Origin of the sequence: Mycobacterium sp. H4Y (assembly GCF_000364405.1) — a bacterium.
GTDB lineage: Bacteria > Actinomycetota > Actinomycetes > Mycobacteriales > Mycobacteriaceae > Mycobacterium > Mycobacterium intracellulare.
On record NZ_AKIG01000001.1, the window covers coordinates 868,549 to 891,056 of the forward strand.

Genomic DNA, 22,508 nt, shown 5'->3' on the forward strand with positions numbered 1-22,508 from the left:
CAATGACTCAGCTCGCTGATCGTCCCGCCGGCCACGACGAAACACTCACGGCGGCAGTGGAAAACGTTGCCCTCGGTGCGCAGTCGCTGACCATGGTCCAGGCGCTCAACCGCGCCCTGCACGACGCGATGGCCGGCGACGACCGGGTGTTGGTGTTCGGCGAGGACGTCTCCGTCGCCGGTGGGGTGTTCCGGGCAACCGAGGGACTGGCCGAGGCGTTCGGCGAGAGCCGCTGCTTCGACACGCCGCTGGCGGAGTCCGCCATCATCGGGATCGCGGTGGGGCTGGCGCTGCGCGGATTCGTGCCCGTGCCCGAGATTCAGTTCGACGGGTTTTCCTATGCGGCCTTCGACCAGGTGGTCAGCCACCTGGCCAAGTACCGCACCCGCACCCGCGGCGAGATCAACATGCCGGTGACCGTCCGCATCCCGTCGTTCGGGGGAATCGGTGCCGCAGAGCATCATTCGGATTCCACCGAGTCGTACTGGGCGCACACCGCCGGATTGAAGGTGGTGGTGCCCTCCAGCCCCGCCGATGCGTATTGGCTGCTGCGCCACGCGATCGCCTGCCCGGATCCGGTCATGTACCTGGAACCGAAGCGGCGCTACCAGGGCCGCGGCGTGGTCGACGCCTCCCGGCCCGAACCACCGATCGGGCGAGCGATGGTGCGCCGTCCGGGCACCGATGTCACCGTCGTGACCTACGGCAGCCTGGTCGGCACCGCCGTGGGCGCGGCGGAAGAGGCTCAGCGCCAACGCGGTTGGAGCCTGGAGGTCATCGACCTGCGCTCATTGGTGCCCCTGGACTTCGACACCGTCGCCGCGTCGATCCACCGGACCGGGCGCTGCGTGGTGATGCACGAGGGACCCCGCAGCCTGGGGTTCGGCGCGGAGCTGGCCGCCCGCATCCAGGAGGAGATGTTCTACGAGCTGGAGGCGCCGGTGTTGCGCGCGTGCGGGTTTGACACCCCCTACCCGCCTGCGCGGTTGGAGAAGTGGTGGCTGCCCGGCCCCGACCGGCTGCTGGACTGCGTCGAGCGCGCGTTGGAACAGCCGTGAGCGCCCCGTCCGCGCAGGAGCGGGTCAAGCCGTTTCGGGTCCCCGACCTCGGCGAGGGGCTGGAAGAGGTGACGGTGACGCATTGGAACGTCGCGGTGGGTGACGACGTCGAGCTCAACCAGGTGTTGTGCACGGTGGAGACCGCCAAGGCCGAGGTCGAGATCCCCAGCCCGCACGCCGGACGGGTCGTCGAAACCAACGGTGCCGAAGGCGATGTGCTCAAGGTGGGGGAGGTGCTGGTGCAGATCGACACGACACCGCGCAGCGACGACCCACCGGCGGCTGAAACGGCGCCGCCCACACTGGTCGGCTATGGCGCCGATGCCGGCGTCGACAGCAGCCGGCGGAGCGGCCGCCCGCTGGCCGCCCCTCCGGTGCGCAAACTGGCCAAAGATTTGATGGTCGACCTGGCCTCGTTACCGCACCGCCCCGGTGCCGTCATCACCCGCGAGGATGTGCTGTCGGCGGCCGGCGGGACCGGGAACGGCGCCGATGTCCGATCGGTTCGTGGCGTGCAGGCCCGGATGGCGGAGAAAATGGCCCTGTCGCACAAGGAGATTCCGGCGGCGAAGGTCACCGTCGAGGTGGACTGCACCGAGTTGATGCGGCTGTCCGATCGACTCGGCGCGACGGACCAGCAGATCACACCCTTCGTGCTGACGTTGCGGCTGCTGGTCATGGCGTTGCGGCACAACGAGATCCTGAATTCGGCCTGGGTGGAGTCCCCGCAGGGTCCGCAGCTGCGCGTCGAACACCGAGTGCACCTGGGCATCGCCACGGCCACCGAACGCGGTCTGCTCGTCCCGGTCCTCGCCGACGCCCACGCCAAGACCACCCGAGAATTGGCCGCTCGCGCAGCAGAATTGATCGCCGGCGCGCGTGCGGGCACCCTGACGCCGGGTGAGTTGCGGGGCTCGACGTTCACCGTCTCGAACTTTGGGGCGTTGGGTGTGGACGATGGCGTACCAATGATCAACCACCCCGAAGCGGCCATCCTCGGGATGGGAGCGATCAAGCCGCGACCGGTGGCCCTCGGCGCCGAGATCGTGGTGCGCCCGACGATGTCGCTGACCTGTGTGTTCGACCATCGCATCGCCGATGGCGCACAGGCGGCCCAATTCGTCTGTGAGTTACGGGATCTGATTGAGTCACCGGAAATCGCGCTGCTCGATTTGTGACCCTCTACCTCGGCCGGCTACTTGCGTTGCGCGGCGGCCAATCGCTGTGCGAATTCGGGTGACTGGATCGAGTGCGCCTGCGGCCCAAGCTCGGCGCGCATGGCTTGCTGGTGTTGCTCGTGGTCCAGCGAACCCGGACTGATGGTGGCGCGCATGGTCGCCTTGGTCGCCAGCACGACCTCGCGCGGCGCGGTCGCCGGCCCGGCGGCGAGCTCCAGCGCCGCGGCCACCGGATCGTCGGCGACACTGAGCGCCAGGCCATGGCGCACCGCGGCCTCGGCGTCGAAGCGCATGCCGAACAGCAGGGCCGCGCGGGCGGCCTGCGGTCCGACCGCGCGCTGCAACATCCACGTCGCACCGCCGCCCGGGTGGAGCCCCAGCTTCTGGAACCGCGCATCGAACAGCGCCGCGGGTCCGGCGATGCGCACGTCGGCGGCCAGGGCCAGATTCAGACCGGCGCCGACGGCCGCCCCGTTGACGGCGGCGATGGTGGGCAGCCGGCAACTACCGATGGCCATGAAGCCGTCGTACAGCTGCTGCAGGCCGGTCTCGGCCGCCCCGCCGCCGGCGGCGCCCAGGGCGCTGAGGTCGGCTCCCGCGCAGAACGCCTTGCCGGCCCCCGTGACCACCACCGCGTGCACGTCGTTATCGGCTTCGACCCGCTCGACGGCGTCGCGCAGCAAACCCGACATCTCGGCCGTCACCGCGTTGCGGCGGTCGGGATCGTTGACCGTGATGAGCGCGACGCGGTTGTCGATATCGAGCAACACCAGATCGGACTGGGCCATGTCGGGCACCTCCGGCTTGGGGTTTGCGGGACCGCCTGCCCGCCGGTTCGTTCGGCGGCGGAGTGACGGGCGAGGTAAGGGTACTGCGCCGCCGGTTGCCCGGCTCGGCCGGTGTGAGCGCGATTACCGACGGACGCGGGAGAAAGGGCGCTACAAAGAACATCGGCGATCGGTCTTTGGACGTCTCGGTGGTTGAACGCCATTCACCGCCGAGCCGAGTTCGCCGGGCCCCGGAGCGGTGCGACGCGCCAATCTTTGCCGGTGCGACAGGGAAGTCGGAATCTACAACTAATGCTGTGTTTATGAAAACGTTATCTGCAACTTCTGGGACTCTTCGTCCAATTTCCGGAATGACCTGCGCAAACGCATGACCTGCCCGGCCATTGGGCCCTGGGACCCAGGCGGACATGCGGAAGATTAGGACTCCGGTTTCGCCAATTTCTTGGCCAGCTCGTCGAGTTCGGCTTGACGCTCACGCACCGCACACGCCCGCTGATCGAAGCCCGCCCCCTGGATGACGGTCCTCGGCATGGCATTGCTACGCAACTTAATATTGGCGTAATGGATTGCCGCGTCGATCATTTCGATGTAGCGCTCCGCGTCATTCTCCGAGCAGGAGCCCTCGATCCGCTGGACTTCGTCCCAGCACGGATATGAGGAATACCGGGCGTCGAGTTGCTGCTGTGATACCTGAGATCCGAAGTAACATCGCCAATCTCGGCTCAGCCAGCCCCTGGTCTTCACTTCGACTTTGATGCGACTTCCTACGCCGGCTATGAACCTCGGCTCTCCGACACGGACTACCGGCTGCCAGTCATTTGACGCCATATATCGCCAACCCCTCGAAGAGAAGACGCCCTAACTAATGATCTCCCCGAGGGCGTCAACTGCTCGTCACGACACGCTGTTCCCAGAATACTGAATCTGCAAACTTTGGATAGTCACTTTGACCAAGCCCGGGCGTCCGCTGGTATGCGGCCGGGCCGAATAGCCATTACCGCCGGTTCTAACGGTGCGTTCTGTGGCCGTTGATTTTCCCCCTAAATTGCGCCGTGACCTGCATCACCGCGCCAATCGAGCGGGTGTCCGACCGGGTGCGGCGACGCGTGACGCGACCGGCCCCGCCCAATCCCGCGCTGATTCGAAAGCGAGAAGCGGGGTGGCAGTACGTCGCGGCCCGCTGACCTCACAACGACAAGTGGCGCAACAGGTTTTGGTCACTCCCGGCTCCTGCGGGAGTTTCTGCCGTTTCTGCCAAACACGCCGCGGGGAATGCCGCCCGGGCGCACGCTTTCCCATTATGACCAGGGGGAAAAGTTCTGTTCGCGCTGGTCCTCGCATTCGCCGTCTCAACGACGTCGGTGAGCTGTTTACCCATTGACATACCCACCTGCCCGGCGGGCGGCGGTCCGGTCGGCTGCTGATCACCTGCGCTATAAGGCGGGGGCCACCCCGTCGTCACGTGCTGCCCGACGTAGCGGGATTCCCTGCGCCGCCCGCGGATTTGCCTGCCCGCGCCCCCGGCAGGATTCGAACCTGCGACCTAGGGATTAGAAGGCCCTTGCTCTATCCACCTGAGCTACGGAGGCAATGTGCAGGTCAGTCTATCCAACCGCACCCCCCGGCCCGATTCCCCGCCGCCACGCGCACGAAAAGCCTTCCCGCGCCGCGTTTATCGGTTATCGTGATGAACCTCGACACACGTACAACATCGGCCGGCAATCCGCCGTTAACCGCAGCGAGGCGTGTGCCTGACGTCGAGGGGTGACGTTGTCATGAGCGTGGCCAGTGACCTGACTTCGCGCTGTTCGTGGGCCGGCGCCCAGGCATCACGCCTGGCGGCCGACGCCAAAGTCGCCTATCGGGCCGGCAGCCTGCTGCTGCGAGGCGGCCCACTCGCGCTGGGCTTTTTCACCGGCTGGCTCTTCACCGAGTTCCCGCCCCACGTCGTCACCGGTCACGCACTGTCGCGGGTCGCGCATCCGTCGATCGGACGGGTCGGCAAGACGTTGGCCGCCCAGCGGGCGGATCAAACCCTCACCACCGCGCTCGAGGAGGCCTTCGGCCCCGGCTTCCGTGAACAGGTATGCCACCCGACCACCGTCGGGACCGTATGTACCCCCCGCGGTGGCCTGTTGGGCAGGCCCGGGCCCCACCGCCGGTATGCGGCACAGACTTCCGACATCTCCTACGGCCCCCGCGGCCGCGACAACCTGCTCGACATCTGGCGGCGCGACGACCTGGCCCCCGGGTGCCGGGCGCCCGTGCTCATCCAGGTGCCGGGCGGAGCATGGGCGCTGAACGGCAGGCGCCCGCAGGCCTACACGCTGATGAGCCGCATGGTTCAACTGGGCTGGATCTGCGTGTCGATCGACTACAGCAAGAGCCCGCGCAGCGCCTTCCCCGCGCATCTCATCGACGTCAAGCGGGCGATCGCGTGGGTCCGGGAGAACATCGCCGACTACGGCGGCGACCCCGACTTCATCGCGATCACCGGCGGGTCCGCGGGCGGGCACCTGGCCTCCCTGGCGGCGCTCACCCCGAACGACCCCGATTTTCAGCCCGGTTTCGAAGACGCCGACACCACCGTCCAAGCGGTCGCCCCCTACTACGGCGTCTACGACTTCACCGACTTCGACAACATGCACGAACTGATGCTGCCGTTCCTGGAGCAGTTCGTCGTGAAGGCCCGCTACGCCGACGAGCCGGAGCGGTTCACCGCGGCGTCGCCGATTTCCTATGTGCACCCCGACGCGCCGCCGTTCTTCGTGCTGCACGGCGAGAAAGACGAACTGGTTCCCAGTGGCCAGGCCCGCGCCTTCTGCGCGGCGCTGCGCGGGGCCGGTGCCGCCACGGTGGCGCACGCCGAACTCGCCAACGCGCATCACGCTTTCGACATCACCCCGACGGTTCGGTCGCGGCTGGCCGCCGACGCCGTCGCCGACTTCCTGGGTGTCGTCTACGGGCGGCGCGTCAGCTCGGTCCTGGATTCGCTGCCGCTGTCGGCCACTTCCGCCAGCTGACGGCCGGCTGAGCGCGCGCTGCAGTCCTCGCATCTCCTTTCACCAGGGGGGTAACCCGACTAGCGTTGTGGTGACCATCAGGGTTCGCGGACCAAGGCGGGAGCGTGATCGACGGTGACAAGGTTGGTTCGTCGAGTTGATGACCATGACTGAGTCCGTCGAGGCAATCAAACTGTCCGACGAGCTTGGGCCGGTCGACTACCTCATGCACCGGGGCGAAGCGAATCCCCGTACCCGCTCGGGGATCATGGCGCTGGAGCTGTTGGACACCACACCGGACTGGCAGCAGTTCCGGGCCCGGTTCGAAAACGCCTCCCGGCGGGTGCTGCGGCTGCGGCAGAAGGTCGTCGTCCCGACGTTGCCGACGGCGGCGCCGCGCTGGGTGGTCGATCCCGATTTCAACCTGGATTTCCATGTGCGCCGGGTGCGCGTGTCCGAACCCGGCACCCTGCGTGACGTCTTCGACCTCGCCGAGGTCAACCTGCAATCACCGATGGACATCTCCCGGCCGCTGTGGACGGCCACCCTGGTCGAGGGCTTGGCGGACGGGAAGGCGGCGACCCTGTTGCATGTCAGCCACGCCGTCACCGACGGCGTCGGCGGGGTCCAGATGTTCGCCGAGATCTATGACCTCGAGCGCGACCCGCCCGCGAAGCCGACACTGCCGCTGCCCATCCCGCAGGACCTGACGTCGAATGACCTGATGCGCCAAGGCATTAACCACCTCCCGCTCGCGGTGGTCGGCGGCGTCCTGGGCGCGCTGTCGGGGGCGGTGTCGGCGGCCGGGCGAGCGGTGCTGGAACCGGCGGCCACCGTCTCGGGAATCGTCGGATACGCCATGTCGGGCATGCGGGTCCTCAACCGGGCCGCCGAGCCGTCGCCGCTGCTGCGTCGGCGCAGCCTGACCACCCGCACCGAGGCGATCGACATCCCGCTCTCCGACCTGCACAAGGCCGCCAAAGCCGGCGGCGGATCGATCAACGACGCCTACCTCGCCGGGCTGTGTGGAGCCTTGCGCCGCTACCACCAGGCGTTCGGCGTGCCGATCAGCACGCTGCCGATGGCGGTGCCGGTCAACCTTCGGGCCGAAGCGGACAACGCCGGCGGCAACCGGTTCACCGGTGTCAACCTGGCCGCCCCGATCGGCACCGTCGACCCGGTCTCCCGCATGAAGAAGATCCGCGCGCAGATGACCCAGCGCCGCGACGAGCCCGCGATGAACATCATCGGTTCTTTTGCGCCGGTGCTCAGCGTCTTGCCCACCGCCGTGCTGGAAGGCCTCACCGGCTCGGTGATCGGTTCGGACGTGCAGGCCAGCAATCTGCCCGTCTTTCCGGGTGACACCTACCTCGCCGGCGCAAAAGTCTTGCGGCAGTACGGTATCGGCCCGCTGCCGGGCGTGGCGATGATGGTGGTGTTGATCTCGCGTGGCGGGTGGTGCACCATCACCGTGCGCTACGACAGGGCCTCGGTACGCAACGACGCGCTGTTCGCCCAGTGCCTGCTCGACGGTTTCGACGAAATTCTGGCACTGGCCGGTGATCCGCCCCCGCGCGCGGTCCCCGCCTCGTTCACCGAGTCGGCCGTGTCGTCTCGATCGGCGTCGGGCTCATGAGCGCATCCAAAGGGGGGGCCGACGACACCCCGGAAACCGGGGCGGACATGCGACTGCCCGGCTCGGTGGCCGAGATCATGGCCAGCCCCGCCGGCGCGAAAATCGGCGCGTTCTTCGACCTGGACGGCACCTTGGTCGCCGGGTTCACCGCGGTCATCCTGACCCAGGAGCGGCTGCTGCGCCGCGACATGGGCGTGGGAGAACTGCTCGGCATGGTCCAGGCCGGCCTGAGCCACACCCTGGGGCGCATCGAGTTCGAGGACCTCATCGGCAAGGCCGCCGCGGCGCTGGCGGGCCGGTTGATCGACGACTTGGACGAGATCGGCGAGCGGCTGTTCGTCCAGCGCATCGAGTCGCGGATCTACCCCGAGATGCGCGAGCTGGTGCGCGCCCACATGGCCCGCGGGCACACCGTGGTGCTCAGCTCGTCGGCGCTGACCATCCAGGTCAATCCGGTCGCGCGGTTCCTCGGCATCCCCAACACGCTCACCAACAAATTCGAGACCACCGAAGACGGCATACTCACCGGCGGTGTCCAGAAGCCGATCCTGTGGGGTCCGGGCAAAGCCGCTGCGGTGCAACGCTTTGCGGCCGAGCACGACATCGATCTCAAGGACAGTTACTTCTACGCCGACGGTGACGAGGACGTCGCGCTGATGTATCTGGTCGGCAATCCGCGGCCGACGAATCCCGAAGGCAAGATGGCGGCGGTGGCCAAGCGCCGCGGCTGGCCGATCCTGCGGTTCAGCAGCCGCGGTCCGGTGGGCCTGCGGCGCCAGGTGCGCACGCTGGCCGGGCTCGGCTCGATCGTCCCCGTCGGGGCCGGCGCGGTGGCGATGGGTGTGCTGACCGGAAGCCGGCGGCGCGGCGCCAATTTCTTCACCTCCGTGTTCTCCCAAACGGTGCTCGCGACCACCGGAGTGCATCTCAATGTCGTCGGGAAAGAGAACCTGACCGCGCAGCGTCCGGCCGTCTTTATCTACAACCACCGCAACCAGGTTGACCCCGTCATCGCCGGCGCGCTGGTGAACGATAACTGGGTCGCCGTGGCCAAGAAGGAGTTGCAGAAGAACCCGATCATGGCCCTGCTCGGTAAGGCATTGGACGGGGTGTTCATCGACCGGGACGACTCGGCCTCCGCGCTCGAGACGATGCGCACGGTCGAGGAGAGGGCCAAGAACGGGCTTTCCATTTTGATGGCCCCGGAGGGCACCCGCCTGGACACCACCGAGGTCGGTCCGTTCAAGAAGGGGCCGTTCCGCCTCGCGATGGCCGCGGGCATTCCGATCGTCCCGATCGTGATCCGCAATGCCGAGCTCGTTGCCGCCAGGAACTCGGCCATCATCAACCCCGGCACGGTCGACGTCGCGGTCTTTCCTCCGATCTCGGTGCAGGACTGGACAGTTGACACGCTCCCCGAGCGCATCGAGGAGGTGCGTCAGCTGTATCTGGACACGCTCGCCAACTGGCCGGTCGGCGAACTGCCCGAGGTCGACCTGTACGCCGAAAAGAAGGCGGCCGCCCAAGCCCGCAGCCGGACCACCAAGACCACCGCCACCAAGACCACCGCCAAGAAGACCACCGCGAAAAAGGGCGCAGCGAAAAAGGCCCCGGCCAAATCGGCGAGCAAGTCCCGCGCGAAAAAGGCTGCGCCCACGGCGAATCCGAACGCATCCGAGGTTGCTCTCAAGGACGGTGAGGTGCAACAGCCCGCCGCGGACGGAACCGTCGGCGCCGAATCACCGGAATCGCCGCCCCGAGGGCGTCCGTGACCGAACCGGCGGCAGATACCAGCGCCATCCTCGCCGAAACCGACTCGCTGGTATTGGCCTCGATGGCCTCGCCGATCGAAATGGAACTGGTCACGACGTGGCTGGATCAGCAGCGTTCCGACCATCCGGGCGCGAACTTCGACCTGGTCACGCTGCCCGCGCTCAACGCGCCGCCCGAAGCGATGACGTTCTTGGCCGAGCAGCTTGAGTCGGGGGAGGACCGTTCGATCGTGCCGGTGCGGGTGTTCTGGCTGCCCCCGCCGGATCGCGGGCGGCTCGCGAGGCTGACGGGGCTGCTGCCCGGCCGGGACCCCTACCACCCCAACCAACGCATGCAGGCCCAGATCCTGCGCGGCGCTCCCCAGCGGGCGCGGGTGGTGGCCGGCGAATCGGCCACGGTCTCCGAACTCCGCCGGCAGTGGCGTGACACCACCGTCGGCGACGACAAGAGCGACTTCGCCCAATTCGTGATCCGCCGCGCGATCTTGGCGATGGAACGCGTCGAGTACCGGATCCTCGGGCCGCAGTACAAGTCGCCACGGCTGGTGAAGCCGGAGATCTTGGCGTCCAACCGGTTTCGCGCCGGCCTGGCGAAGATTCCGGGCGCGACCGTCGACGAGGCCGGGAAGATGCTCGACGAACTCGCCACCGGGTGGAGCAGGGCGTCGGTCGACCTGGTCTCGGTGCTCGGCAGGATGATCAGCCGCGGGTTCGATCCCGAGATCGACTACGACGAGTATCAGGTCGCCGCGATGCGCACCGGCCTGGAAGCCCACCCGGCGGTGCTGTTGTTTTCCCATCGGTCCTACATCGACGGCGCCGTGGTGCCGGTGGCCATGCAGGAGAACCGGTTACCGCCGGTGCATGTCTTCGCCGGGATCAACCTGTCGTTCGGGGCGATGGGGCCACTGCTGCGGCGTTCCGGTGTCATCTTCATCCGCCGCAACATCGGCAACGACCAGCTGTACAAGTACGTGCTGCGCGAATACGTCGGCTACATCGTCGAAAAGCGGTTCAACCTGAGCTGGTCCATCGAGGGCACCCGCTCGCGCACCGGAAAGATGTTGCCGCCCAAGCTCGGTCTGCTGGCCTACGTTGCCGACGCGTACCTGGATGGCCGCAGCGAGGACATTCTGCTGCAACCGGTTTCGATCAGCTTCGACCAGCTGCACGAGACCGCCGAATACGCCGCCTACGCCCGAGGTGGGGAGAAGACCCCGGAGGGCGTCGGCTGGCTGTACAACTTCATCAGGGCGCAGGGCGAACGCAACTACGGCAAGATTTACGTCCGGTTCCCCGAAGCGGTGTCGATGCGCCAGTACCTCGGCGCCCCGCACGGCCCGCTCACACAGGACCCGGACGCCAAGCGGCTTGCCCTGCAGAAGATGTCGTTCGAAGTCGCGTGGCGGATCCTGCAGGCGACACCGGTGACGGCGACCGGTCTGGTGTGCGCCCTGCTGTTGACCACGCGCGGCGCGGCGCTGACGCTGGGCCAGCTGCACCACACGCTGCAGGACTCGCTGGACTATCTGGAACGCAAACAGAATCCGATGTCCACCAGCGCATTGCGCCTGCGCTCGCACGACGGTGTCCGGGCGGCGGTCGACGCCCTGTCCAACGGGCACCCCATCACCCGGGTCGACGGCGGCCGGGAGCCGGTGTGGCACATCGCGCCCGAACACCAGCACGCCGCCGCGTTCTACCGCAACTCGGTGATCCACGCGTTCCTGGAGACCTCGATCGTGGAGCTCGCGCTGGCCCACGCCAGGCATGCCGAGGGCGACCGCATGGCGGCGTTCTGGGCCCAGGCGACGCGGCTGCGCGATCTGCTGAAGTTCGACTTCTATTTCGCGGACTCGGCGACCTTCCGGGACCACATCGCCGAAGAGATGGCGTGGCACGACAACTGGCAAGCCCACGTCGCCGCCGGCGGCGACGAGATCGACGCCCTGCTGTTCGCCAAGCGTCCGCTGATGGCCGACGCGATGCTGCGGGTGTTCTTCGAGGCCTACGAGATCGTCGCCGACGTGCTGCGCGACGCCCCGGCCGGCATCGGCCACCAGGAACTGACCGACTTGGCGCTCGGCGTCGGTCGACAATATGTGGCCCAGACCCGGGTCCGCAGCAGCGAATCGGTGTCGACGCTGTTGTTCGCCACCGCGCGCCAGGTCGTCGAGGATCAGGACCTGATCGGCCCCGCCCCGGACCTGGCCGAACGGCGAGCCGCCTTCCTGCGCGAATTGCGCGACATTCTCCGGGACTCCAACTACGTCGGACGCATTGCCCGGGATCAGTTCGTGGCCCGCGAGCTCAAGGCGCGTCAGGACCGGCTGGGCAGCCGACCCGGGTAGCCGGCACCCGCGCCCATACCCTGGGTGTATGACCGTCGCCCCGCCGGCCGGCACGGCCCCGACCGCTGCCCCGTCCCAGCGCCGCGCGTTGGTGTGGCCGGTGCTGGCCGGCGTCGCGGCCCTGGCGGGCTGCACGGCCGCCGGGATCGGGACGCTCTCGCTGGCAAGCGCGCTGACCGCGACGGGCCTGCCCGATCCGGGCCCGGTGACCACGCTGGGGTTGCCGTTCGTTCGTGCGGCGGGGGAGATCGCCGCGGTCCTGGCGGTCGGGTCGTTCCTGTTCGCCGCCTTCCTGGTGCCGCCGCAACGCAGCGGCGTCCTCGACGCCGACGGCTACCGCGCGCTGCGGTTGGGGACGGTGGCGTCGGGGGTGTGGGCGGTGTGTGCGGCCCTACTGGTCCCACTGACCATCTCCGACGTGTCCGGTCGCGCGGTCGTCGACATCGGCCCGGCGCGCATCTGGTCGTTGGCGGGTCTGATCGCCACCGCCTCGGCCTGGCGCTGGACCGCGATCCTGGCCGCCGTGATCACGGTGGCGAGCCTGTCGGTGCTGCGCTGGTCGTGGACGCCGGTGTTGCTCGCCGCGTCGGTGCTGACGCTCATCCCGCTCGGCCTGACCGGTCATTCGTCGGCCGGCGGCTCGCACGACCTGGCCACCAACGGCCTGCTGATCCACCTGGTCGCCGCCAGCCTGTGGGCCGGCGGCCTGCTCGCCTTGCTCGCCCACGCCCTGCGTGGCGGCGCCCACACCGGCCTGGCGGCGCGGCGCTTCTCGTCGATCGCGCTGTGGTGTTGGGTGGCGATGGCGTTGAGCGGTTTGGTCAACGCCCTGGTGCGGGTCCAGCCCGGCGATTTGCTCAGCACCGGTTATGGGCGCCTGGTGGTCGCCAAGTTCGTCGCGCTGTGCCTGTTGGGTGGCGTCGGCTGGCGCCAGCGGCGCGTGAGTGTGGCTGCGCTGCAGGCGGATCCGAGCCCGTCGCGGGCACGCGCCGCGCTGGCCAGGCTGGCGCTGCTCGAGGCCGCGCTGTTCGGCCTCACGTTCGGCATCGCCGTCGGGCTGAGCCGCACCGCGCCGCCGCCCCCGCCGGCCCGGCTGCCGTCGGTCCCCGAAGCCGAGATCGGTTATGACTTCGACGGGCCCCCGACCGTGGCACGCATTCTCTTCGACTGGCGCTTCGATCTGATCTTCGGCACCGCGGCCATCGTCCTCGCCGCGCTGTATGTGGCAGGCCTGGTGCGGCTGCGCCGGCGCGGCGACAGGTGGCCGCCGGGCCGGACCGTGTCCTGGCTGCTCGGCTGCCTGGCGTTGCTGTTCGTGACGTCCTCGGGAATCGGGCGCTACATGCCGGCGATGTTCAGCATGCACATGGTGGTCCACATGTGCCTGTCGATGCTGGTGCCGATCCTGTTGGCGTTGGGCGCTCCGGTCACCCTGGCGTTGCGGGCGCTGCCCGCGGCGGGGCGCTCATCCGGCCACCAAGATCCGCCGGGCATGCGGGAGTGGCTGCTGGCCGGGCTGCACAGTCGCTTCTCGCGATTCCTCACCAACCCCGTGGTGGCCACGGTGCTGTTCGTCGCCGGGTTCTACGGGCTGTACCTGTCCAACCTCTTCGACATCACCGCGAGCAGTCACGCCGGGCACCTGGCGATGAACCTGCACTTCCTGTTGAGCGGCTACCTGTTCTATTGGGTGGTGATCGGGGTGGACCCGACGCCGCGACCGATCCCGCCGCTGGCCAAGGTGGCCGTGGTGTTCGCGTCGCTACCGCTGCACGCATTCTTCGGGGTGGTGTTGATGGGCACCAAGAAGGTGCTCGGCGCCGACTACTACCGCTCGCTGGGTCTGAGCTGGCACACCGACCTGCTGGGTGACCAGCGGCTGGGCGGCGGCATCGCCTGGTCGGCGGGGGAATTTCCGCTGGTGATCGTGATGCTGGCGCTGCTGGTGCAGTGGGCGCGCAGCGACCGTCGCACCGCCAAACGATTGGACCGGGCCGCCGACCGCGACGATGACGCCGAGCTGGCGGCCTACAACGCGATGCTGAGCCGGCTGGCGCAGCGCGAGGGGTCGGGACCGGCGCGCGAGGAATCCGCCACCGACTAGGTGTAGTGAAACCGGGCCTGGAGGATCTGCAGGTCATCGCCGACGACCCGATAGACGAGCCGGTGTTCCTGGGTAATTCGCCGAGACCAGGCGCCGACGAGCCCGTATTTCAGGGGCTCAGGCTTGCCGATGCCCGCCTGCGGCGACCGGCAAGCCTCCGCGATGAGCTTGTTGATCCGCTTGAGCACGGCCCGGTCGGCCGTCTGCCAGTGCAGGTAGTCGTTCCACGCCTTCCAATCATCGGCGGACATCAGCATCGATCCACAGTCACGGTTTCGTCCACAGGGCGGGTGGGCCGGCGCCCGTTGTCCCGTCGAGCCGTCGGTGCCGCCGCGCCTACTGGCAGCCATAGCCACAAACGCAATCGAAAGGGATCAACCCATGTTTGAAACACCGCTCACCGTCGTCGGCCACATCGTCAACAACCCGGAGCGACGGCAGGTCGGCACCCAGGAGGTCATGAAATTCCGCGTCGCCAGCAATTCGCGCCGGCGCACGGCCGAGGGCGGCTGGGAGCCCGGCAACTCGCTGTTCATCAACGTCAATTGCTGGGGCAAGTTGGTCACCGGGGTGGGGGCCGCGCTGGGCAAGGGCGCACCCGTGATCGTGGTGGGCCACGTCTACACCAGCGAGTACGAAGACCGCGACGGCAACCGTCGCTCGTCACTGGAGATGCGGGCGACCTCCGTCGGGCCGGACGTGTCGCGCGCGATCGTCCGGATCGAGAAACCCGGATACACCGGTCCGACCACCGCGGATGCCACCGCAGCGAGCGGACCCGCGGACGCCGACGGCGACACCACCGAGGCCGACGACGGCACGGGCGGTGACGGACTGCCTCTCTCGGCTTAGCCGTCGCCCGGCGGTGCCTAGGATGGTCCGCGGGGATCCCCCCGATACCCGCAAGACCAGAAAGGCACAACCGCGGCATGGCTGAGTTCATCTACACGATGAAGAAGGTCCGCAAGGCGCACGGCGACAAGGTGATCCTGGACGACGTCACGTTGAGCTTCTATCCAGGCGCCAAGATCGGCGTCGTTGGGCCCAACGGCGCCGGCAAGTCGAGCGTCTTGCGGATCATGGCGGGCCTGGACAAGCCGAACAACGGTGACGCCTTCCTGGCCAACGACGCGACCGTCGGCATCCTGCTGCAGGAGCCGCCGCTGAACGAGGAGAAGACCGTTCGCGGCAACGTCGAAGAGGGCCTGGGCGAGATCAAGGTCAAGCTCGACCGCTTCAACGAGGTCGCCGAGCTGATGGCCACCGACTACTCCGACGAGCTGATGGAGGAGATGGGCCGGCTGCAGGAAGAACTCGACCACGCCGACGCGTGGGACCTCGACTCGCAGCTGGAGCAGGCCATGGACGCGCTGCGCTGCCCGCCGCCCGACGAGCCGGTGACCAACCTGTCCGGCGGTGAGCGCCGCCGCGTCGCGCTGTGCAAGCTGCTCCTGTCCAAGCCCGACCTGCTGCTCCTCGACGAGCCCACCAACCACCTCGACGCCGAGAGCGTGCAGTGGCTCGAACAGCACCTCGCCTCGTATGCGGGCGCGATCCTGGCGGTCACCCACGACCGGTACTTCCTGGACAACGTCGCCGAATGGATCCTGGAACTCGACCGCGGCCGGGCCTACCCGTACGAGGGCAACTACTCCACGTACCTGGAGAAGAAGGCCGAACGGCTCGCGGTGCAGGGGCGCAAGGACGCCAAGCTGCAGAAGCGGTTGACCGAGGAGCTGGCGTGGGTGCGCTCCGGGGCCAAGGCGCGCCAGGCCAAGAGCAAGGCACGGCTGCAGCGCTACGAGGAGATGGCCGCCGAGGCCGAGAAGACGCGCAAGCTCGACTTCGAGGAGATCCAGATCCCGGTCGGTCCGCGGCTGGGCAACGTGGTGGTCGAGGTCGAGCACCTTGACAAGGGCTTCGGCGGACGCACCCTCATCAAGGACCTGTCGTTCACCCTGCCGCGCAACGGCATCGTCGGGGTCATCGGCCCCAACGGCGTCGGAAAGACCACGCTGTTCAAGACCATCGTCGGTCTCGAGGAGCCGGACAGCGGCACGGTCAAGGTCGGCGAGACCGTCAAGCTGAGCTACGTCGACCAGACCCGCGCGGGCATCGACCCGAAGAAGAACGTCTGGGAGGTCGTCTCCGACGGGCTGGACCACATCGTCGTCGGCCAGACCGAGGTGCCGTCGCGGGCCTACGTGTCGGCGTTCGGGTTCAAGGGACCAGACCAGCAGAAGCCGGCCGGCGTGCTCTCGGGCGGCGAGCGCAACCGGCTCAACCTCGCGCTGACGCTCAAGCAGGGCGGAAACCTCATCCTGCTCGACGAGCCCACCAACGACCTCGACGTCGAAACCCTGGGCTCGCTGGAGAACGCCCTCGAGCAGTTCCCCGGCTGCGCGGTGGTGATTTCGCACGACCGGTGGTTCCTGGACCGCACCTGCACCCACATCCTCGCGTGGGAGGGTGACGACGACAACGAGGCCAAGTGGTTCTGGTTCGAGGGCAACTTCGGGGCATACGAGGAAAACAAGATCGAACGGCTCGGCGCCGAGGCGGCGCGGCCGCACAGAGTGACCCACCGCAAGCTGACGCGCGACTAGTGTCGGCTCTGCCCCCCGCCGCGCGGGAACGGGGCGTTTGAGCGCAGTGACAACCGTCGCCAGTTGGGAGCAGTCGGCATGACGATCGATCCCGGAGCCAAACAGGACCTCGAGCCATGGACGACCTTCACCCAGCAGCAGGACATTCCCCAGTGGATCTCGAAAGCCTATGTGGAGAGCTATCGCGGTCCCCATAGCGACCAGTCCGGCGGCGCGGAGACCAGGCCCATTGACCTGACGGTCCCGGCGGCGATCGTCACCCCGGCCATGCTGAGCGCGCACTACCGGCTCGGCCAGCACCGCCCCGACGGCGAGAGCCGCGTCGCCGTCTACCCCGCGGAGGACCCCGCCGGGTTCGGGCCGGCGCTGCAGGTCGTCACCGACCACGGCGGCATGCTGATGGATTCGGTCACCGTGCTGCTGCACCGGCTCGGCGTTCCCTATACGGCGATCATGACGCCGGTGTTCGACGTGCACCGCAACCCCGCCGGCGATCTGCTCAGCGTCGAAGCGAAGCCCGAGGGGGCATCGCAATACGCCGGCGAGGCATGGATCCACGTGCAGCTCCTGCCGTCCGTCGACAGCAAGGGGCTCACCGAGGTCGAGCGGCTGCTGCCCCGGGTTCTCGCCGACGTGCAACAGGTCGCCAGCGACGCATCGGACCTGATCGCCGCGCTCAACGACCTCGCCGCCCAGGTCGAAGCCAACGCGCAAGACCGCTTTTCGGCGCCGGACCGCGACGACGTCGCGGCCCTGCTGCGCTGGCTGGGCAACGGGAATTTCCTGCTGCTCGGCTATCAACGCTGCCACGTGCACGACGGCCGCGTCTCGGGTGACGGGACGCCCGGGCTCGGCGTGCTGCGCACCCGCACCGGCTCGCGCCCCCGGCTGACCGACGACGACCGGCTGCTGGTCCTGGCGCAATCCGTGGTGGGCAGCTACCTGCGCTACGGCGCCTACCCGTACGCCATCGCCGTTCGCGAATACGCCGACGGCGGCGTGCTCGAGCACCGCTTCGTCGGGCTGTTCACGGTTGCCGCCATGAACGCCGACGTCCTGGAGATCCCCACGATCTCGCGTCGGGTCCGCGAGGCGCTGGCGATGGCCGACAGCGACCCGATCCACCCCGGCCAGCTGCTGCTCGACGTCATCCAAACCGTTCCGCGCTCGGAACTGTTCACGCTCAGCGCCGAACGGTTGTTGGCGATGGCCAAAGCGGTGGTGGATCTGGGTCCGCAGCGAAATGCGTTGTTGTTCCTGCGCGCCGACAGCCTCCAGTACTTCGTTTCCTGCCTGGTGTATCTGCCCCGCGACCGCTACACCACGGCGGTGCGGCTGCAGATCGAAGACATCCTGGTACACGAATTCGGCGGCACGCGGCTGGAATTCACCGCGCGGGTCAGCGAATCACCGTGGGCGCTCATGCATTTCATGGTGCGCCTGCCTTCCGATGACCCCGGCGCCACGCCGGTCGACGTCTCCGAGGACAACCGGATCCGCATCCAGGGCATGCTGAGCGAAGCGGCGCGCACCTGGACCGACCGGCTGATCGCCGCCGCCGCCGAAGGCTCCGTCGGGCACGCCGACGCGGAGTACTACGCGGACGCCTTTCCCGAGGTCTACAAGCAGGCCGTCACCCCGGCCGACGCCATCGATCACATCGCGATCATCAAAGAGCTGCACGACAATTCGGTCAAGCTGGTGTTCCTCGAAGGCGAGGACGGATCCGCCCAGCTGACCTGGTTCCTGGGCGGGCGCACCGCCTCGCTGAGCCAGCTGCTGCCGATGCTGCAGAGCATGGGCGTGGTGGTGCTCGAGGAGCGGCCGTTCACGGTCACCCGCTCCGACGGGCTGCCGGTGTGGATCTATCAGTTCAAGATATCCCCGCACCCGACCATCGAGTCGGCGTCGACGCAAGCCGAGCGCGACGAGATGGCCGAGCGATTCGCCGACGCCGTCACCGCGATCTGGCAGGGACGCCTCGAGATCGACCGCTTCAACGAGCTGGTGATGCGCGCGGGGCTGCGCTGGCAACAGGTCGTGCTCTTGCGCGCCTACGCAAAGTACTTGCGGCAGGCTAGCTTTCCCTACAGCCAGTCCTACATCGAATCGGTGCTCAACGAGCACCCGTCGACCGCGCGGTCCCTGGTCGCGCTGTTCGAGGCGCTGTTCGACCCGAACCCGAGTTCCTCGACCGGCCGTGACGCGCAGGCGGCCGCCGCCGCGGTCGCCGCCGACATCGACGCCCTGGTGGGTCTGGACACCGACCGCATCCTGCGCGCCTTCGCGTCGCTGGTGCAGGCGACGCTGCGCACCAATTACTTTGTGACACGCAAGGGTTCGGCCCGGGCCCGCAACGTGCTGGCGATCAAACTGGACGCTCAGCTGGTCGACGAGCTGCCGTTGCCGCGCCCCAAGTACGAGATCTTCGTCTATTCGCCGCGGGTCGAAGGCGTGCACCTGCGGTTCGGCCCGGTGGCCCGCGGCGGCCTGCGCTGGTCGGACCGTCGCGATGACTTCCGCACCGAAATCCTGGGTCTGGTCAAAGCGCAAGCGGTCAAGAACGCGGTCATCGTGCCCGTCGGGGCCAAGGGCGGATTCGTCGTCAAGCGGCCACCGTTGCCCACCGGGGACGCCGCGGCCGACCGGGACGCCACCCGCGCCGAAGGCGTCGCCTGCTATCAGCTGTTCATCTCCGGCCTGCTCGACGTCACCGACAACGTCGACCACGCGACCGGAAAGGTCAACCCGCCAACGGAAGTCATCCGTCGCGACGGTGACGACGCCTACCTGGTGGTGGCGGCGGACAAAGGCACCGCCACGTTCTCCGACATCGCCAACGACGTCGCCAAGTCCTACGGCTTCTGGCTGGGCGACGCGTTCGCGTCCGGCGGCTCGGTCGGCTACGACCACAAGGCCATGGGCATCACCGCCAAGGGCGCGTGGGAGGCCGTCAAGCGACACTTCCGGGAGATGGACGTCGACACCCAGACCGAGGACTTCACCGTGGTCGGCATCGGCGACATGAGCGGTGACGTCTTCGGCAACGGCATGCTGCTGAGCAAGCACATCCGCCTACTCGCCGCCTTCGACCACCGGCACATCTTCCTCGACCCCGACCCCGACGCCGCGGCCTCGTGGGAGGAACGCCGGCGGATGTTCGAGCTGCCGCGCTCCAGCTGGGACGACTACGACACGTCGCTGATCAGCGAGGGCGGCGGGGTGTACAGCCGGGAGCACAAGTCCATTCCGGTCAGCCCCCAGGTCCGCGACGTGTTGGGCTTGGACGGCTCAGGCGATGACGTCACCGAGATGACCCCGCCCAACCTGATCAAGGCCATCCTGCAGGCGCCGGTGGACCTGTTGTTCAACGGCGGGATCGGCACCTACATCAAGGCCGAGTCCGAATCCGACTCCGACGTCGGTGACCGCGCCAACGATCCGGTGCGGGTCAACGGTTCTCAGGTTCGCGCCAAGGTGATCGGCGAGGGCGGCAACCTCGGGGTGACCGCCTTGGGCCGCGTCGAGTTCGACCTGGCCGGCGGCCGGATCAACACCGACGCGATGGACAACTCGGCCGGAGTGGACTGCTCCGACCACGAGGTCAACATCAAGATTCTGATCGACTCCCTGGTCACCGCCGGCAAGGTCAAGCCGGAGGAACGCAAGCCGCTGCTGGAGTCGATGACCGACGAGGTCGCCCAACTGGTGCTCACCGACAACGAGGACCAGAACGACCTGATCGGCACCAGCCGCGCGAACGCGGCCAGCCTGCTTCCGGTGCACGCCAGGCTGATCCAGTACCTGGTCGACGAGCGTGGCATCAACCGGGAACTCGAAGCACTGCCGTCGGAAAAGGAGATTCAGCGGCGGTCCGAGGCCGGCATCGGGCTCACCTCACCGGAGATGTGCACCCTGATGGCGCACGTGAAGCTGGGGCTCAAAGAGGAGATGCTCGAAACCGAACTGACCGAACAGGACGTCTTCGCGTCCCGGTTGCCCCTGTACTTTCCGAAACCGTTGCGGGAACGGTTCACCGGCGAGATCCGCACCCACCAGCTGCGCCGCGAGATCGTCACCACCATGCTGATCAACGACCTGGTGGACGCCGCCGGCATCAGCTACGCCTTCCGGATCACCGAAGACGTCGGGGTCGGGTCGGTAGACGCGGTGCGCACCTACGTCGCCACCGACGCCATCTTCGGCGTGAGCGAGATCTGGCGCCGCATCCGCGCGGAGAATCTGCCGGTCGCCCTGTCGGATCGGCTCACCCTGGACACCCGACGCCTGATCGACCGCGCCGGACGCTGGCTGCTCAACTACCGCCCACAGCCATTGGCGGTCGGCGCCGAGATCAACCGGTTCGCCGCCAAAGTGAAGGCGCTGACGCCGCGGATGTCGGAATGGCTGCGCGGTGACGACAAGGCCATCGTGGAATCCGAAGCCGCGGAATTCGCCTCCCAGGGCGCGCCCAAAGACCTGGCCTACACGGTGGCCGCCGGGCTCTACCACTTCAGCCTGCTCGACATCATCGACATCGGCGACATCAACGACATCGACGCCGCCGAGGTCGCCGACACCTATTTCGCCCTGATGGACCGGCTCGGCACCGACGGCCTGCTGACGGCAGTCTCCGAGCTGCCCCGCAGGGACCGCTGGCACTCGTTGGCGCGCTTGGCAATCCGTGACGACATCTACGCCTCGCTGCGGTCGCTGTGCTTCGATGTGCTCGCCGTGGGGGAGCCCGACGAAAGCGGTGAAGAGAAGATCGCCGAGTGGGAGCACCTGTCCGCGTCCAGGGTCGAGCGGGCCCGACGGACGCTCCTCGAGATCCAGGAAAGCGGGGACAAGGATCTCGCGACGTTGTCCGTCGCCGCGCGACAAATCCGTCGCATGACCCGCACGAGCGGAAGAGGTTCATCGAGTTGAGCATCGGCTTCGTCGCGCCCGTGCTGGTGCGCTGGTCGGACATCGACATGTACCAGCACATCAACCACGCCACCATGGTCACCATCCTCGAAGAGGCGCGGGTGCAGTTCCTGCGCGAGGCGTTCGAGGTCGACATCTTGACGATCGGGTTGCTCATCGCCGAGGTCAAGGTCACCTACAAGGGTCAGCTTCGGCTGGCCGATTCTCCACTGCAGGTGACGATGTGGACCAAGCGGTTGCGGGCGGTCGACTTCACGCTGGGCTACGAAGTGCGTTCGGTCAACGCGGATCCGGACTCGAAGCCCGCCGTCATCGCCGAGTCGCAACTGGCCGCCGTCCACATCGAGGAGGAGCGGCTGGTGCGGCTCTCGCCGCAGCATCGGGAGTATCTGCAGCGGTGGATCAGGTAGCCGACCGCGGCCTGTGGCTGGGCGCGCAGTTTCGGGCCGAGCACCGCCGGGATCTGGCCGCGTTCCTCGAGCGCGCGCTGCGACTCGACGATGCGGCGATCATCCGCTTGCGGACCCGATCCGACGGGCTTCTGACCGCCTGGGTCGCAACGGGTTTCGACGTGCTGGCCAGCAGAGTGGTGCCGGGCGAGGTCCGGCCCTCGGACCTGTCCGTGGGTGCGGACGCGCTGGCGCGCGGCCTGGCCGCGATGGACGACTCGGGCTACGTCGATCCCGGATTCGCGATGGACTCGGCGTGGCGGGGCGGCCTGCCCCCGGAATCCGGCTTCACCCACATCGAGGACATCCCGGCCAAGGTGGTGCTCGGTCTGGCCCAAAGCGGCGCGCGACTTGCCAAGGAGCACAGCAGTTCTCACGGCCCGCCGGTGTCGCTGCTCGACCAGGAGGTCATCCAGGTGAGTGCCGCCGACGTCCACGTGGGGCTGCCGATGCGCTGCGTGTTCGCGCTGACCGCGATGGGTTTCCTGCCGCAGTCGCCCGATGCCGTCGACGCCCAGGAGTTGATCCGGGTCCGCATCACGCCGACGTGGCTGCGCCTGGACGCCCGGTTCGGTTCGGTGTATCGCCGCCGCGGCGACCCGGCGTTGCTGCTGGGCTGACGCCCCGGTTTGGCG

General features: G+C 68.0%; 15 protein-coding genes and 1 tRNA gene. 12 read left to right on the forward strand and 4 right to left on the reverse strand.

What is annotated here, in order from left to right; genetic code table 11:
• The first annotated feature begins 2 nt into the window (after positions 1 to 2).
• Entirely contained in the window at positions 3 to 1,058 is a 1,056-nt protein-coding gene (gene bkdB / locus W7U_RS03985; protein WP_014711123.1) for a 3-methyl-2-oxobutanoate dehydrogenase subunit beta, read from the forward strand.
• The gene (locus tag W7U_RS03990) at positions 1,055 to 2,236 is read left to right on the forward strand and encodes a dihydrolipoamide acetyltransferase family protein (protein ID WP_008255128.1); all 1,182 of its coding nucleotides are present in this window, start codon (positions 1,055 to 1,057) and stop codon (positions 2,234 to 2,236) included. Before bkdB ends, W7U_RS03990 begins: the two co-directional genes overlap by 4 nt.
• Before the next feature lie 17 nt (positions 2,237 to 2,253).
• On the opposite strand, the gene W7U_RS03995 is transcribed toward W7U_RS03990, so the two are convergent.
• The 3 genes from W7U_RS03995 to W7U_RS04005 form a co-directional block, all read right to left on the reverse strand.
• A complete protein-coding gene (locus tag W7U_RS03995) occupies positions 2,254 to 3,024 on the reverse strand; it encodes an enoyl-CoA hydratase (RefSeq protein ID WP_008255130.1) in 771 nt (256 codons plus the stop codon).
• Between the two features lie 417 nt (positions 3,025 to 3,441).
• The gene (locus tag W7U_RS04000) at positions 3,442 to 3,852 is read right to left on the reverse strand and encodes a hypothetical protein (protein ID WP_036428676.1); all 411 of its coding nucleotides are present in this window, start codon (positions 3,850 to 3,852) and stop codon (positions 3,442 to 3,444) included.
• 687 nt (positions 3,853 to 4,539) lie between these two features.
• Positions 4,540 to 4,613: transfer RNA gene (locus W7U_RS04005), tRNA-Arg, on the reverse strand.
• Between the two features lie 186 nt (positions 4,614 to 4,799).
• On the opposite strand from W7U_RS04005, the gene W7U_RS04010 reads away from it, so the two are divergent.
• From W7U_RS04010 to W7U_RS04030, 5 genes are all read left to right on the forward strand, one after another.
• Positions 4,800 to 6,047 carry an alpha/beta hydrolase gene (locus W7U_RS04010; RefSeq protein ID WP_008255134.1) on the forward strand — a complete coding sequence of 416 codons (1,248 nt, stop codon included), beginning with the start codon at positions 4,800 to 4,802 and terminating at the stop codon, positions 6,045 to 6,047.
• A 145-nt stretch (positions 6,048 to 6,192) separates the two neighbouring features.
• A complete protein-coding gene (locus W7U_RS04015; RefSeq protein WP_008255135.1) occupies positions 6,193 to 7,662 on the forward strand; it encodes a wax ester/triacylglycerol synthase family O-acyltransferase in 1,470 nt (489 codons plus the stop codon).
• Positions 7,659 to 9,434: an HAD-IB family hydrolase/lysophospholipid acyltransferase family protein gene (locus tag W7U_RS04020; protein WP_008255136.1), complete on the forward strand. Its 1,776-nt coding sequence runs from the start codon at positions 7,659 to 7,661 to the stop codon at positions 9,432 to 9,434. Before W7U_RS04015 ends, W7U_RS04020 begins: the two co-directional genes overlap by 4 nt.
• Positions 9,431 to 11,785, forward strand: a complete 2,355-nt coding sequence (locus tag W7U_RS04025) for a glycerol-3-phosphate 1-O-acyltransferase (RefSeq protein WP_008255138.1) — start codon at positions 9,431 to 9,433, stop codon at positions 11,783 to 11,785. Before W7U_RS04020 ends, W7U_RS04025 begins: the two co-directional genes overlap by 4 nt.
• A gap of 28 nt (positions 11,786 to 11,813) precedes the next feature.
• Positions 11,814 to 13,889, forward strand: a complete 2,076-nt coding sequence (locus tag W7U_RS04030) for a cytochrome c oxidase assembly protein (protein WP_008255139.1) — start codon at positions 11,814 to 11,816, stop codon at positions 13,887 to 13,889.
• Here the strand turns inward: W7U_RS04030 and W7U_RS04035 are convergent.
• Entirely contained in the window at positions 13,886 to 14,146 is a 261-nt protein-coding gene (locus W7U_RS04035) for a Txe/YoeB family addiction module toxin (protein WP_008255141.1), read from the reverse strand. The genes W7U_RS04030 and W7U_RS04035 overlap by 4 nt on opposite strands.
• A gap of 124 nt (positions 14,147 to 14,270) precedes the next feature.
• On the opposite strand from W7U_RS04035, the gene W7U_RS04040 reads away from it, so the two are divergent.
• From W7U_RS04040 to W7U_RS04060, 5 genes are all read left to right on the forward strand, one after another.
• Complete coding sequence (locus W7U_RS04040) at positions 14,271 to 14,741, forward strand: single-stranded DNA-binding protein (protein WP_008255143.1); 471 nt, start codon at positions 14,271 to 14,273, stop codon at positions 14,739 to 14,741.
• 77 nt (positions 14,742 to 14,818) lie between these two features.
• Positions 14,819 to 16,495 (forward strand): energy-dependent translational throttle protein EttA, encoded by a 1,677-nt coding sequence (gene ettA / locus W7U_RS04045; RefSeq protein ID WP_008255146.1) that lies wholly within the window; start codon positions 14,819 to 14,821, stop codon positions 16,493 to 16,495.
• A gap of 78 nt (positions 16,496 to 16,573) precedes the next feature.
• Complete coding sequence (locus W7U_RS04050; protein WP_008255148.1) at positions 16,574 to 21,424, forward strand: NAD-glutamate dehydrogenase; 4,851 nt, start codon at positions 16,574 to 16,576, stop codon at positions 21,422 to 21,424.
• A complete protein-coding gene (locus W7U_RS04055; protein WP_008255151.1) occupies positions 21,421 to 21,834 on the forward strand; it encodes a thioesterase family protein in 414 nt (137 codons plus the stop codon). Before W7U_RS04050 ends, W7U_RS04055 begins: the two co-directional genes overlap by 4 nt.
• On the forward strand, positions 21,822 to 22,493 hold the full coding sequence (locus tag W7U_RS04060; protein ID WP_008255153.1) for a hypothetical protein: 672 nt from the start codon (positions 21,822 to 21,824) through the stop codon (positions 22,491 to 22,493). The genes W7U_RS04055 and W7U_RS04060 overlap by 13 nt, the downstream gene beginning before the upstream one ends.
• The last annotated feature ends 15 nt before the right edge of the window (positions 22,494 to 22,508 follow it).

What these genes read in the sequence shown, in the direction of transcription:
- bkdB (WP_014711123.1), top strand. Translation starts at nt 3, where the DNA reads ATGACTCAGCTCGCTGATCGTCCCGCCGGCCACGACGAAACACTCACG.
- W7U_RS03995 (WP_008255130.1), bottom strand. Translation starts at nt 3,024, where the DNA reads ATGGCCCAGTCCGATCTGGTGTTGCTCGATATCGACAACCGCGTCGCG.
- W7U_RS04000 (WP_036428676.1), bottom strand. Translation starts at nt 3,852, where the DNA reads ATGGCGTCAAATGACTGGCAGCCGGTAGTCCGTGTCGGAGAGCCGAGG.
- W7U_RS04010 (WP_008255134.1), top strand. Translation starts at nt 4,800, where the DNA reads ATGAGCGTGGCCAGTGACCTGACTTCGCGCTGTTCGTGGGCCGGCGCC.
- W7U_RS04015 (WP_008255135.1), top strand. Translation starts at nt 6,193, where the DNA reads ATGACTGAGTCCGTCGAGGCAATCAAACTGTCCGACGAGCTTGGGCCG.
- W7U_RS04020 (WP_008255136.1), top strand. Translation starts at nt 7,659, where the DNA reads ATGAGCGCATCCAAAGGGGGGGCCGACGACACCCCGGAAACCGGGGCG.
- W7U_RS04030 (WP_008255139.1), top strand. Translation starts at nt 11,814, where the DNA reads ATGACCGTCGCCCCGCCGGCCGGCACGGCCCCGACCGCTGCCCCGTCC.
- W7U_RS04035 (WP_008255141.1), bottom strand. Translation starts at nt 14,146, where the DNA reads ATGCTGATGTCCGCCGATGATTGGAAGGCGTGGAACGACTACCTGCAC.
- W7U_RS04040 (WP_008255143.1), top strand. Translation starts at nt 14,271, where the DNA reads ATGTTTGAAACACCGCTCACCGTCGTCGGCCACATCGTCAACAACCCG.
- ettA (WP_008255146.1), top strand. Translation starts at nt 14,819, where the DNA reads ATGGCTGAGTTCATCTACACGATGAAGAAGGTCCGCAAGGCGCACGGC.
- W7U_RS04050 (WP_008255148.1), top strand. Translation starts at nt 16,574, where the DNA reads ATGACGATCGATCCCGGAGCCAAACAGGACCTCGAGCCATGGACGACC.